The organism is Pseudomonas sp. UBA6276, from assembly GCF_002438365.1.
Lineage (GTDB): Bacteria > Pseudomonadota > Gammaproteobacteria > Pseudomonadales > Pseudomonadaceae > Aquipseudomonas > Aquipseudomonas coleopterorum.
Map to the genome: position 1 here is coordinate 1 of NZ_DJUS01000114.1, position 12,961 is coordinate 12,961.

At 64.4% G+C, this 12,961-nt stretch carries 14 protein-coding genes; 12 read left to right on the top strand and 2 right to left on the bottom strand.

The features are described 5' to 3' along the window. The coding region (locus B2V21_RS13430) for a GntR family transcriptional regulator (protein WP_286917103.1) at nucleotides 1-219 on the bottom strand (219 nt) is incomplete at its 3' end. A 321-nt stretch (nucleotides 220-540) separates the two neighbouring features. Here B2V21_RS13430 and B2V21_RS13435 point away from each other — a divergent pair. The 12 genes from B2V21_RS13435 to rmuC all read left to right on the top strand — a co-directional run bounded on the left by B2V21_RS13435 (nucleotide 541) and on the right by rmuC (nucleotide 11,440). Beyond that, nucleotides 541-1,566: an ABC transporter substrate-binding protein gene (locus tag B2V21_RS13435; RefSeq protein WP_286917104.1), complete on the top strand. Its 1,026-nt coding sequence runs from the start codon at nucleotides 541-543 to the stop codon at nucleotides 1,564-1,566. Nucleotide 1,567: 1 nt separating this feature from the next. Beyond that, entirely contained in the window at nucleotides 1,568-2,428 is an 861-nt protein-coding gene (locus B2V21_RS13440; protein ID WP_122799807.1) for an ABC transporter permease, read from the top strand. A 3-nt stretch (nucleotides 2,429-2,431) separates the two neighbouring features. Continuing rightward, complete coding sequence (locus tag B2V21_RS13445; RefSeq protein WP_286917105.1) at nucleotides 2,432-3,202, top strand: ABC transporter ATP-binding protein; 771 nt, start codon at nucleotides 2,432-2,434, stop codon at nucleotides 3,200-3,202. Between the two features lies 1 nt (nucleotide 3,203). After that, nucleotides 3,204-4,202 carry an NAD-dependent epimerase/dehydratase family protein gene (locus tag B2V21_RS13450; RefSeq protein WP_286917106.1) on the top strand — a complete coding sequence of 333 codons (999 nt, stop codon included), beginning with the start codon at nucleotides 3,204-3,206 and terminating at the stop codon, nucleotides 4,200-4,202. Continuing rightward, on the top strand, nucleotides 4,199-4,996 hold the full coding sequence (locus B2V21_RS13455) for an SDR family NAD(P)-dependent oxidoreductase (protein ID WP_286917107.1): 798 nt from the start codon (nucleotides 4,199-4,201) through the stop codon (nucleotides 4,994-4,996). The genes B2V21_RS13450 and B2V21_RS13455 overlap by 4 nt, the downstream gene beginning before the upstream one ends. After that, nucleotides 4,993-6,375 (top strand): amidohydrolase family protein, encoded by a 1,383-nt coding sequence (locus B2V21_RS13460; protein WP_286917108.1) that lies wholly within the window; start codon nucleotides 4,993-4,995, stop codon nucleotides 6,373-6,375. Before B2V21_RS13455 ends, B2V21_RS13460 begins: the two co-directional genes overlap by 4 nt. Continuing rightward, nucleotides 6,372-7,100: a maleate cis-trans isomerase family protein gene (locus B2V21_RS13465; RefSeq protein ID WP_286917109.1), complete on the top strand. Its 729-nt coding sequence runs from the start codon at nucleotides 6,372-6,374 to the stop codon at nucleotides 7,098-7,100. Before B2V21_RS13460 ends, B2V21_RS13465 begins: the two co-directional genes overlap by 4 nt. A gap of 1 nt (nucleotide 7,101) precedes the next feature. Beyond that, entirely contained in the window at nucleotides 7,102-8,538 is a 1,437-nt protein-coding gene (hydA, locus tag B2V21_RS13470) for a dihydropyrimidinase (RefSeq protein WP_286917110.1), read from the top strand. 295 nt (nucleotides 8,539-8,833) lie between these two features. Continuing rightward, entirely contained in the window at nucleotides 8,834-9,142 is a 309-nt protein-coding gene (locus B2V21_RS13475) for a type II toxin-antitoxin system RelB/DinJ family antitoxin (protein WP_122741696.1), read from the top strand. Further along, nucleotides 9,139-9,429 carry a type II toxin-antitoxin system RelE/ParE family toxin gene (locus B2V21_RS13480; RefSeq protein ID WP_122741697.1) on the top strand — a complete coding sequence of 97 codons (291 nt, stop codon included), beginning with the start codon at nucleotides 9,139-9,141 and terminating at the stop codon, nucleotides 9,427-9,429. The genes B2V21_RS13475 and B2V21_RS13480 overlap by 4 nt, the downstream gene beginning before the upstream one ends. Nucleotides 9,430-9,557: 128 nt before the next feature. Then, on the top strand, nucleotides 9,558-9,851 hold the full coding sequence (locus tag B2V21_RS13485; RefSeq protein WP_286917111.1) for a sel1 repeat family protein: 294 nt from the start codon (nucleotides 9,558-9,560) through the stop codon (nucleotides 9,849-9,851). Between the two features lie 182 nt (nucleotides 9,852-10,033). Further along, on the top strand, nucleotides 10,034-11,440 hold the full coding sequence (gene rmuC / locus B2V21_RS13490; protein ID WP_192000240.1) for a DNA recombination protein RmuC: 1,407 nt from the start codon (nucleotides 10,034-10,036) through the stop codon (nucleotides 11,438-11,440). Here rmuC and B2V21_RS13495 read toward each other — a convergent pair. Continuing rightward, the coding region (locus B2V21_RS13495; protein WP_286917112.1) for a hybrid sensor histidine kinase/response regulator at nucleotides 11,411-12,961 on the bottom strand (1,551 nt) is incomplete at its 5' end. The two genes, rmuC and B2V21_RS13495, sit on opposite strands and share 30 nt — an antisense overlap.

The following is a 12,961-nucleotide window of genomic DNA, read 5'->3' on the forward strand; positions in this document are numbered from 1 at the left end:
GGCCAGGCGCGCCAGCACCTCGCGGATGCGTGTGCGATTGACCTGGAACACCCCGGCCAGCTTCTCCTCCACCAGCTTGGTACCGGGGATCAGGCGGTGCTCCATCACGGCGTTGAGGATGCGCTCGTAGATGCCATCGCGGGTACTGCCGGTGCCCAGGATCTGCCCAGTACTGCGAACACGACGCGAGCGGGGGGAGAGTGTTTGTTGATCGAGCACGTAAAGGCTCCTCGTAAGCTTCGTTACTGTCAGATGGCGGATTGTCACAAAATGGTGTGTGGTTGTCCAAACATGCACCACGGCGACCCATAGGCGGGCAGCGATCGGTTTCCTGGCCATGATCAGCGCGTACTCACGGGCGCAGTGTGCGACCGCGAAAACCGCTGCGTGCGGTTAGCGAGGCCCCGCTGTGCAGCCCCTGAGCTCCAGAGGCCTGCTTTGAAACCAACGCGGTTTCCAGCCAGTGCCACAAACATGGCATAACGGTTGCAAACTCTTTGCCACAAAGCCTTAGCCTTTAGTGACAATTGGAGAAGCCCGATGCCAGCTATTCGTTCGTGCACTACCTTGCTCAAGCGTGCCGTTTCGGCCTTGGTGTTGAGCCTCGGCATGATGGCCATGTCCCATGCCGACGAAGCCAAACCGGTCAAACTCGGTTACGCCAAGTGCGCCCACTGCACGCCGTTGTCCCTGACGCCGCAAAACGCCACCGGGGTGAAACTCGACGCCATTGCCTTCAACACTGGCAACGACGTACTCACGGCGCTGCTGTCCAAGAGCATCGACGTGGCGCAGGTCACCTACCTGCATTACGCCACCGCGCTGGACAAGGGGTTCGACGTGGTGGCCGTGTCCGGGCAGATCAACGGCGGCTCACAGATTCTGGTGGGCAACGACCTGCCGCTGCAGCCAGGCGACTGGGTCGGCTTGAAGGCGCTCATCGACAAGTACAAGGCCGAAGACAAGCCTTTCCGTGTCGCCGCTTCGCGCGGCAACGCCCAGGATATCCATATGCGTGGGGCGTTCCTCAAGCACGGCATCGATATCAACAAGGATGTGCAATTCATCAACATCCCCAACCCGTCTGACCACGTGCAGGCACTGCGCCGCGGCGAAGTGGAGCTGATCACATCGGTGGACCCGTTCGCCACGCAGATCCGCGAGGTCAAGGCGGCCAAGTTCTTCGACTTTCCCTACGATCAGGCTGCTGGCAAGTTGACCAACCTGATCGTTACCCGCTCCGATGTGATCGAGGACAACCGCAAGGGCGTCGAGGAAACAGTGCGTTCCATCGTCAAGGTCAATGACCTGATGGCCAACGACAAGCCGCTGTTCATCGACACCATCCAGAAAGTCACCGGGCTGGACAAGGCCATCGCCGCCGGCGCGGTCGACAACCTCTACCCCGACTACGCCATGCACCGCGCCTCGGCGGTGGCCATTGCGCAAATGATGCGTGACCTCAAGTACATCAGCACCGATGTCAGCCAGCAGGTAGAAAAGAACCTGGACTACAGCTTTCTGGAAGCGGTGACCGGCAAGCCGAAAACCGAGCTGGGGTACTGAGATGAAAAGTACCGCCATCAAGGCGCACGGGGTCGGGCGAGGGCATGGGCCATCCCTGAGCCTGCGTCTGTACAAACGCATCGAACGCGGCATTGTGCCGGTGCTGCTGCTGGTGGGCTGGGAGATCTTTTCCCGCTCCGGGATCTTGCCGCGGGCGCTGCTGCCGGCGCCGTCCCAGGTCATGATCGCCTGGGCCGACTGGGTCTTCGCCACCGATGGCAACACCCAGAGCTACAGCGGCCACTGGATCCTCGATGTAGCCGCCAGCTCGTTCCGGGTGTTCGCAGGCTTCGCTATCGCGGCTTTGCTCGGCGTCGGCGCAGGCATGGCCATCGGCTGGTCGCGCACCGCAGAAAACCTGTTCGAGCCGGTGCTGCAGATTCTGCGCCCGATACCGCCGGTGTCCTGGATTCCCCTGGCGATCATCTGGTTCGGCATCGCCGACAAACCGGCAATCTTTCTGGTGTTCATGGGGTCGTTCTTCCCGGTGCTGTTGAGCACCATTCACGGTGTCAAGAACTGCGATCGCAACCTGTTGCGCGCAGGCGCCATGACCGGTGGTACGCCAAGCAAACTATTGCTTTACATCGTCTTCCCGGCGGCGCTGCCGAGCATCTTCTCGGGCCTGCGCATCGCCATCGGCTCGGCGTGGATGCTCACGGTCACAGCGGAAATGGTCGCGGTGAAAAGCGGCGTCGGCTATGTGCTGTGGGATTCCTATTATTTCCTGCGTTACGACATCGTCATCGCCTCCATGGTCAGCATCGGCCTGCTGGGTTTTCTCAGTGACTATGCGATCAAGCGGGTGGGCGCATACCTGTTGCGCTGGCAGCGCGGTTCCACGTTGCAGAAGGAGGGCTGAGGCATGGCACTGATCACCATCGACCGCGTCTCGCGCGTGTTCGACGACCCCAAGCGACCTACCGGCATCGTTGCCCTGGACGACGTCAGCCTGACAGTGGCGCGCAACGAATTTCTCTGCCTGCTGGGCCCCAGTGGCTGCGGCAAGTCGACCCTGCTGAACATGATCGCCGGCTTCGATCACCCTACCCAGGGCACCGTCAGCGTGGGCGGGCAGTCGATAACCGCGCCGGGGGCCGATCGTGGCGTGGTGTTTCAGCAAGCCAACCTGATGCCGTGGTTGCCGGTCTGGGAGAACGTCGCCTTTCACCTGAAGATGCGCGGCGTGGGCAATGACATACGTCGTGAGAAAGCGCAGAAATTCATCGAAATGGTGGGCCTGACCGGCTTTGAGAACCACTTTCCCAGCGAACTCTCCGGCGGCATGAATCAGCGCGTGGGCATCGCCCGCGCATTGCTCATGAACCCTGAAGTGATCCTCATGGATGAGCCGTTCGGTGCGTTGGATGAACAGACCAAGATGGACATGCACGCCGAGCTGATCCGGATCTGGCGCGAGAGCCAGAGTACTATCGTATTCGTCACCCATGGCATCGATGAGTCCTTGGCACTGGGTACCCATGTGGCGGTGATGTCGGCCCGCCCAGGGCGCATCCGCGAGTTGCTGCCGATCGAGCTAGAACGTCCGCGCGACCCCACCAGCAAGGCCTTCAACGACTACAAGCGGCACATCCTGGCGCTGCTGCGGCCGGAACCGCTGCGGGAAAACGCCTGAGATGAAAACGCTGATCACCGGCAGCAGTGGCTTCGTCGGCCTGGCCTTGAGTGAGCACCTGCTGACGGCGGGTGAAGAAGTGATCGGTTTCGACCTGGGGCCGATTCCGGACGCCGCGCGCGCGATTTTCGCCAAATTGCCGGGACGTTTCATCGAGCATCAGGGCGATGTGCGGGATGCGAGCGACCTGCGCACGCTCATGGGTCGCCATCGTCCCCAGCGGGTGGTGACCCTGGCCGCCATCACCGCCGACGCCGAGCGCGAGCTTCTAGCGCCACAGGCGATCTTCGAAGTGAACGTGGGCGGGGTACTCGCGGCCATTGGCGCGAGCGCCGAGTGCGGTGTGTCACGGGTGGTGCACATCAGCTCTGGCTCGGTCTACGGCAGCACCGGGCGTCACGCGCCGTTGCTCGACGAAGCCCGTTCCGCCTTGGCCCCCGAGGGCCTCTACGGCCAATCCAAGCGCAGCGCCGAGGATGCTGCGCGGCGCCTTGCCCAACTGCATGGGTTGCCCTTGGTTATCGGCCGCCTGGGCACTTGCTTCGGGCCCTGGGAAGCCGACAGCGGCGTGCGCGACACCCTCAGCGCGCCCCTGCAACTGTTGCAAGTGGCCCGCCGTGGCGGCACGGCGATCCTGGCGCGCGACAGCCTGCGCGACTGGCTGTATGTCCGCGACGCCGCGCAGGCCATCGGCTGCCTGCTGGACCAGCCGCAGTGGCGATATCCCCTCTATAACCTGGCGGCTGGTTTCCAATGGCCGCTTAGTCAATGGTGCACTCGTCTGGCCACACGCTTCCCGGACTTCCGCTGGCGTCTGGCGGCGCCGGGGGAAACACCGAACATCGAGCTGTATGCCGACCATGACCGGGCGAGCATGGCGGTCGACCGTCTTCGCGAAGACTGCGGCTTCGCTCCGCGATTCGACATCGACGCTGCCGATCACGATTTTCATCACTGGCTTGCCCAGTCGGCAGGCCCCCAGACAAGGGTGAACCCATGACTCCCACCCCTTTGGCGAACTCGTCGAGCATGGCGGGCCAAGTGTGCATCGTCACCGGTGCGGCATCCGGCATCGGCCGCGCCATTGCCTGGCACCTGGCAAGCCACGGTGCCTGCGTGGTCATCGCCGATGTCACCACGGCTGTCATCGAGGGCGGCGAGCCAACCGCCGACCTGATTCGCGCCGCTGGCCATCAGGCCCTGTTCGTGCAGACCGACGTAGCCGACAGCGCTCAGGTCGAAGCCTTGGTCGAGACCACGGTAGCGCGCTTCGGGCGCCTCGATGTGCTGGTCAATAACGCCTGCATCCGTCACGCGCGGCCCTTGCTCGAGCTTGACGAGGCCGACTGGCAGCGTGTCCTGGACGTCAATCTCGGAGGTGTCTACCGCTGTTGCCGGGCTGCCGTGCGGCAAATGGTCGGCCAGCCGATAGTTGGTGAAAACCGCGGACGCATCGTCAACCTGTCCTCGCAACACGGCATGATTGCCGCGCCCCACGACTTGGCCTATGGCGTGAGCAAAGCGGCTGTGGATTACCTCACCCGGCAGGTTGCCGGCGACTATGCCGAGCAGCGCATCGTCTGCAACGCGGTGGCGCCCGGCAAGATCCAGACCGGCGCCGGTGGCCGGGCGGTAGACCCGGCGGTGATGGCGCGGGCCACGCGGCGTACCCCCTGGCCGCGGTTGGGCCATCCCGACGATGTCGCCAAGGCCGTGCTGTTTCTGGCCAGCGCCGAGGCCAGCTTCATCACCGGCACCACGTTGATGGTGGACGGCGGGTGGATGGCCGCATGATCGACAACCTACTGGATCTACTGATTACCGGCGCGGTGCTGCTGGACCCGGTCGACGGCCGTGCGCAGTCCGCGAGCCTGGGCATCCGTGGCCAACGCATCGCCCACGTCGGGCCAGCCCACCAGGCTGCTCCCAAAGCCGTGCGGCATCTGCACCTGCCGGGTCGGGTGGTGGTGCCCGGCTTCGTCAATACCCATTACCATGCCGGCCTGAATTTCGTCCGTGGAGTGGCGCCGGACTGCGGCTTCGCGCCGTCCTACACCCCCGGCTTGCCACAGGCTTCATGGCTCAGCCCGGAAGAAGCACTGGCGTTGTCCCGCCTCGGTGCACTGGAAGCGCTGCGGGCGGGTTGCACGACGCTTGTGGACAGCTTCGTGCATGCCGAGCACACAGTGGCAGGCATGGCCGAAACAGGTGTGCGCCTGTTCGCCAGCCAACGTCTGGCCGATGTCGATTTCGCCTCGGTGCTGCAAGGCACGCGGCGCTTCGACCTGAAGCGTGGCCTGGCGCAGCTGGACCACGCCGAGGCCTTCGTCGAACGCTGGGCAGGGCAAGCCGACGGACGTATCCAGGCCCACCTGACCGCTCACGCGCCCGATACCTGCTCGCTGGACTTCCTGCGCCAGATCGATGCCTTGGCCCGCCGGCATGGTCTGCAGATCAGCACGCACCTGGCGCAGAGCCAGGACGAATTGGATTGGGTGCGCGCTACCCACGGCCGCTCGCCGGTGCAACTGCTCGATGAGCTGGGCATGCTCGATTCGCGCCTGCTGGCCGGTCACTGCATTCACGTGAATGACGAGGACATCGCCCGCATCGGCGCCTCGGGTGCTCATGTCGTGCACATCCCGGTCGGCAACGCCATGTCCGGACGGGTGGCGCCGACGCGTCGCCTGCTGCAGGCCGGCGCGCGCCTGTGCCTGGCTACCGACACCATGCACGGCGACATGATCGAGGTCATGCGCTGGGCGCTGGCGGTAGGGCGGTTGAGTGCCGGGCAAGTAGCCGACGATTGGCAACCAGGCGACGTGCTGCGCATGGCCACCGTCAACGGGGCCGCGGCGCTAGGTTGGGGCGAGCACCTGGGTCGATTGGCGGTCGGCCAGTTGGGTGACCTGGCCATCCTCGACTATCGACAGCTCCACCTCACTCCCTGCATCGATGCGCTGGGCAGTTTGGTGCACAACGCCACCGGGGCCGACGTCGAAACCGTGATCGTCGACGGTCGGGTGGTGATCGACCAAGGCCGCTCGACCCAGGTCGACGAAGCCTGTGTACGTGCCGCAGCCGACACCGTGTGCCGCGACCTGTGGCAACGTTGCGAAAAGCCTTTGCGCGCCTATCCTTCCTCGCACGCGATCACTGGAGGTCCAGCATGACCCGCTGTATTCGCCTGGGCGTGCTTACGCCTTCCTCGAACACCGCACTGGAGCCACTGACCCAGGCGTTGATAGCCGGCCTGCCGGAAGTCAGCGTGCATTTCTCACGCTTCAGTGTCACTCAGATCGCCCTCAGCGCCGACGCGCTGGGCCAGTTCCAGCGCGAGCGGATTCTGGACGCGGCGCGCTTGCTGGCCGATGCCCATGTCGATGTAATCGGCTGGAGCGGCACATCTGCCGGATGGCTGGGTTTCGAGACCGACGTTGCGCTATGCCAGGCCATTACCGGGGCCACGGCGATACCGGCGACGACCTCGGTGCTGGCACTGAACAAGGCGCTGCAGCGCTTCGGCATTCGCCGCCTGGGCCTGGTCTCGCCGTATCTGGCGGAAGTACAGGCGAAGATCGTTGCCAACTATGCCGCGCTGGGCATCGATGCCAGCGCCGAAAGCCACTTGTCACTGCAGGATAATTTCTCCTTCGCCGAAGTGGACGAGGCAACGCTGGATCGTCAGGTGGCCGAGGTGGTCGCGGACGGTGCCGAAGCCATCACCACATTCTGTACCAACCTGCACGCCGCCCGACGTGCTGAGCATTGGGAAAGCCAATACGGGGTGCCGGTGTTCGATACGGTGACCACCGTGGTCTGGGCGATGTTGAACATGACCGGCGTGGACACGCGCCGCTTGACCGGCTGGGGCCGGCTACTGCTTGAAGAGGCTTGATATGCAACCTTTCGATACGGTTATTCGCAACGCCCGCGTGGTCACTGCTGCAGACACCTTTACCAGCGACATCGGCATTCGTGACGGGCGCATTGCCGCCCTGGCGCTGGACCTGCCCCCAGGCCTCGAGGAAATCGATGCCGCAGGTCGGCATGTGACCCCGGGGGGCATCGACAGCCATGTGCACTTGGATCAGCCCACCGGCGACGGCTCGGTCATGGCCGATGACTTCTTCAGCGGCACGGTGTCGGCCGCCTGCGGCGGAACCACCACGGTGATTCCGTTCGCTTGCCAGCAGAAGGGCGAAACCCTGCGCGCGGCCGTGGACGACTACCATCGCCGTGCCGGCGACAAACCGGTGATCGACTACGCCTTCCACCTGATCGTCACCGACCCCACGCCCGAGGTGTTGCGTGAAGAACTGCCCGCGCTGATTGCCGAAGGCTACACCTCGTTCAAGATCTACATGACCTACGACGCGCTGAAACTGGGTGATCGGGAGATTCTCGAAACCCTCTCCGTGGCGCGCCGCGAGGGCGCTATGGTCATGCTGCATGCCGAGAACAGCGACTGCATCGCCTGGCTCACCGAGCGCCTGCTGGCGGCCGGGCTCAGTGCGCCGCGCTACCATGCCAGTTCGCGGCCGATGCTGGTGGAGCGTGAGGCCACCCATCGCGCCATTGCCCTGGCCGAACTGGTGGACGTGCCCATCCTCATCGTCCACGTGTCGGGCCGCGAGGCCGTGGAGCAGATCCGCTGGGCGCAGAGCCATGGCTTGAAGGTGTACGCCGAAACCTGCCCGCAGTACCTGTTCCTGACCGCCGATTCGCTGGGCTGCGACGACAGTTTCGAAGGCGCCAAGTGCATCTGTAGCCCACCGCCGCGCGACGCCGCCAACCAGCAAGTGATCTGGGATGGGCTGGAAAACGGCTCGTTCGAGATCTTCTCGTCCGACCATGCGCCGTTTCGCTACGGCGGCCCCGATGGCAAGCGCGCCCACGGCGAGGACGCCTCGTTCGACAAGATCGCCAACGGCATTCCCGGCGTCGAGACGCGCATGGCACTGTTGTGGTCCGAAGGCGTGCGCACCGGCCGCATCACCCCGCAGAGCTTCGTCGCGCTGACGTCGACCAACGCGGCGAAGATGTACGGCTTGTACCCGCGCAAGGGCAGTATCGCTATTGGCGCGGATGCCGATCTGGTGATCTGGGATGAAGGGCAGTCGGTGTCGATCAGCAACGAGATGCTGCACCACAACGTCGACTACACCCCCTACGCCGGCATGCAACTGAGCGCCTGGCCGGCCATGACGCTGTCGCGCGGCGATGTGGTGTGGGATGGCGAGCCTCGCGGCGAAGCGGGCCGTGGCCGGTTTCTGCCGTGCGAGCGTCCGGCCCCGGCGCAGGCCCGCCGGCGCAAGACCGAGTTGCCGCTGTGAACACCGTGCAGCAGGTGGCAGCCAGCCGTTCGTCGAACCGCTGAACTCCCTGCCCTAGCTGGCACGGCATGCTGCCGCAGTGGGCAATCCACTGCGCGCTGGCGATCTGATCGCGACCGGGAGCTGGAACGGGATTCGGTGGGTGGCGTTGAGTGCCAGGGTAGAAGTGGAGGTTGCCGAGCACGGTCGGGCAGGGCTGTTGGGTTGAAATACGCGCGCATGGATACCGACACAGATCTTGCCAGTGTAATTCGTTTGAATTACATTCGGGTTTAAATCCATTGAGGAGGTTCCCATGGCTGCCACAGCTTTGGTGCAAGCCCGTATCGACCCTGAACTGCGAGATCGTGCCGCCCACGTGCTGGGAAAAATGGGCATGACGCTATCAGATGCTGTTCGAATTCTGCTTACCCGGGTGGCGAATGAAGGTGGCTTGCCCGTTGGGCTCACCACGGATCCTCAAGCCCACGACGCCTGGTTCAAATCCAAGGTCATGGAAGCCCTGGCCGAGCACACGCCTGCCATTCCAGCCGAAGATGTCGAAGCGCATTTTGCCAGACGCCGAGCCATCGCCTTGCAGAAATCGAAAGAGGTAAGCGAGTGAGGCTTGAATGGACAGCAGCAGCGCTCAAGGATCGAGACCGAATTTTTGATTACACCGAAGAGTTCAATCCAGCCGCGGCTATCCAGGTGGATCAACGTATAAGCGATTGCGTAGCCCGCCTGGAACAGCACCCGCTCAGCGGTCGTATCGGTAGGGTCGAAGGCACGTACGAAGTGGTTATTGTCGACACCTCTTTCATAGCCGCCTATGTCATTCGAGGGCAAGTCGTGACTGTCTTGCGGATATTGCACTGTGCCCGCAACTGGCCGGAAACATTGTCCGACTAGCCGATAGGGAGAGGTCCTTACCGGTAGCCATAGGCGTTTCAGCCCTGCGGCCACTAGTCACCCTCCCGCGCATTCGCCGAAAAAAAAGAGTAAGGTGGCGCGCTTTTCCGATCTGCCCAAAGTTTTTCATGAAAAGTTCAGCCCCCGCCGCACCCAAGCGTTTCACTCTCAAGGTCGCCCTCTGGCTGCTCGACAGCCCCCGCCTGGGCCACAAGGCCAACGTCAAACACCTTGCCGGGCGCATGCTCAAGCAACCCGCACGCGAAGGGGTAGTGGTCGCGCAAAGCCGGCTTGGCCAGTTGATGTGCCGTGACTGCGGCAACGCCCGCGACCAGCGCATCGGCCAGGAACTTCTGCGCCAGGCGGCTCGCGCTGGCGATCCGGCCGCCCAGACCGCGTTAAGCCACCTGCGCCGCAACTGACACCCGGTTTGCCCCGAAAGGCCAATGGCCTCAGACTGCCGCTCATCGACCCTGCATGAGAGCAAACCATGGCCCTGGACGTGACCAGCCTGTTGATCGGCCTGCTGGCGGCCGCCTTGCCGTGCCTGGCACTGGCCTGGCAGCTGCAGCGCAAAAGCACTGCCGCCCTGGCCCAGGTCGCCTTGCTCGACGAGCGCCTGAGCAACGCGCAGTTGGCTCAGGACGGCCTGAGCGCGCAGCTCGATGCCTGCCGCGACGAGGTCAGCGACCTGAGCCAGGCCAACTCGGCCAAGCAGGCCGAACTGGCCGGTCTGCGCCGCGAGGTCGAGCTGCTGCAGAACGAGCGCGACAATGCCCGCGATGCCGCCCACGCCTGGAGCATCGAACGCAGCACCCGTGAAACCGAATTGCGCCGTCTGGACGCGCAATGCGCCGGCCTGTCGGCTGAACTGCGCGAACAGCAGGACAGCCACCAGCAGCGCCTGAACGACCTGCAGGGTTCACGGGACGAACTGCGCGCGCAGTTCGCCGAGCTGGCCGGCAAGATCTTCGACGAGCGCGAACAACGCTTCGCCGAAAACAGCCAGCAACGCCTGGGGCAACTGCTCGATCCGCTCAAGGAGCGCATCCAGTCGTTCGAAAAACGTGTGGAAGAGAGCTACCAGAACGAGGCGCGCGAGCGCTTCTCCCTAGGCAAGGAGCTGGAACGCCTGCAACAGCTGAACCAGCGCCTGAGCACCGAAGCGACCAACCTGACCCAGGCCCTCAAGGGCCAGAAGACTCAGGGTAACTGGGGCGAGCTGATCCTGGAGCGGGTGCTGGAGCATGCCGGGCTGGAAAAGGGCCGCGAGTACCAGACCCAGGTCAGCCTCAAGGGACCGGACGGCGAGCGTTTCCAGCCGGACGTGTTGATCATGCTGCCCGGCGACAAACAGGTGGTGGTCGATTCCAAGGTCAGCCTCACCGCCTACCAGCAGTACATCGCCGCCGAAGACGGTGCCATCGCCCAGGCCGCGCTCAAGCAGCACGTGCTGTCGTTGCGCAACCACGTCAAGGGGCTGTCCGGCAAGGACTACAGTCGCCTGGACGGGCTGCACAGCCTGGATTTCGTCCTGCTCTTCGTGCCCATCGAAGCGGCCTTCTCCGCTGCGCTGCAGGCCGAGCCCAACCTGTTCCAGGAAGCCTTCGACCGGCAGATCGTCATCGTTAGCCCCACCACCTTGCTGGCAACGCTGCGGGTCATCGACAGCCTCTGGAAGCAGGAACGGCAAAGCCAGAATGCCCGCGAAATCGCCGAGCGCGCCGGGTGGCTGTACGACAAGTTCGTCTTGTTCATCCAGGACCTCGACGAGGTCGGCAACCGCCTGCAGCAGCTGGACAAGGCCTACGGCGCGGCGCGCAACAAGCTCACCGAAGGGCGCGGCAACCTGGTCAGCCGTAGCGAGCAGCTCAAGTTGCTTGGCGCCCGTGCCAGCAAGAGCCTGCCGCCCGACCTGCTCGAACGCGCCATGACCGAAGCGCGTCAGGACGCCGGCGCCGAGGCCGATGCCGACGGCGTGTCAGTGCCGGCTCAGGTACCGGTTGAGTAGCGCCCGCAAGGCCGCCGGTTTGACCGGCTTGGCCAGATAGTCCAAGCCTGCGGCGTGCACCTGGGCGACGGTTTCGGGGCGCACGTCGGCGCTGATCACCACGCCCGGCACCGGCTCGGCCAGCGCAGTGCGCAGCCAGGCCATCAGGTGCGTCCCGGTCTCGCCTTCGTCCAGGTGGTAGTCGACCAAGGCCAGTTGCGGACGCTTGCCTTCGGCCAGCAGCGCCGCACACTCCTGGCGGTTGCGCGCGGTCCACACCTCGCACCCCCAGCGGCTGAGCAGGCTGTGCATGCCCAGCAGGATGCTGTCTTCGTTGTCGACGCACAGCACTCGCGCCCCGCCTAGCGGCTGGCTCACGGGCGCCGGAGCGGGCAGGGCGTTCTGGGTGTCGACGCCGGCCAGCGGGACCGTCACGCTGAACACGCTGCCATGACCCGGCCAGGAGCGCACCTGCAGCGGATGGCCGAGCACTCGGCACAGCCCGTCGGCAATCGCCAGGCCCAGGCCCAGGCCCTTTTCGGCCCGGGTCTGGTGGCTGTCCAGGCGCTTGAATTCCTCGAAGATCGTTTCCAATTTGTCGCGGGCGATGCCCGGACCGCGGTCCCACACCTCGAGGCTCAAGGCGCCAGGCTTGCGCCGCACCCCCAGCAGGATCGGCCCGCGGCCGTAGCGGAACGCGTTGGTGAGGAAATTCTGCAGCACGCGGCGCAACAGCTTGATATCGCTGTCCACCCGCAAGCGGCTGACGCGCACGCGGAAATCCAGCTCCTGTTCGCGGGCCTGCGCCTTGAATTCCGGCCCCAGCCCATCGAACAGTTCGCTGAGGGCGAAGCCCTTGCGATCCGGGCTGATCTTGCCGTTCTCCAGGCGGGAGATATCCAGCAGATCGCTGATCAGGTCTTCGGCCGAGCGCAGTGAATGGTCCATGTGCTGCACCAGTTGGCTGGCCTCGGTCGATAAACCGGGCTGGTGCGACAGCGCGGCGGAAAACAGCCGTGCGGCATTGAGCGGCTGCATCAGGTCGTGACTGACCGCGGCCAGGAAACGGGTCTTGGACTGATTCGCCGATTCGGCATGACCCTTGGCTTCGGTCAGCGCCTGGTTCAATTGCGACAGTTCATGGGTGCGCTCGGCGACCCGCTGTTCCAGGCCTTCGTTGGCATCCTTGAGGGCCTGCGCGGCCTCGCGGTAGGCAGTGATGTCGGTGAAGCTCATGACGAAGCCGCCGCCCGGCATCGGGTTGCCGATCAACTCGATGACCCGGCCATTGGGAAACAGCCGCTCGGAAGTGTGCGCGCGGCCCTGGCGCATCCAGTGCAGGCGCCGAGCAACATGCACCTGTGCTTCACCGGGTCCGCACAGGCCGCGCTCGGCGTTGTAGCGGATGATGTCGGCAATCGGCCGACCCACGCTGATCAAGCCGTCCGGGTAATTGAACAGCTCCAGATAGCGGTGGTTCCACGCCACCAGGCGCAGCGACTGATCGATCACGCTGATGCCCTGGGTGATGTTTTCGATCGC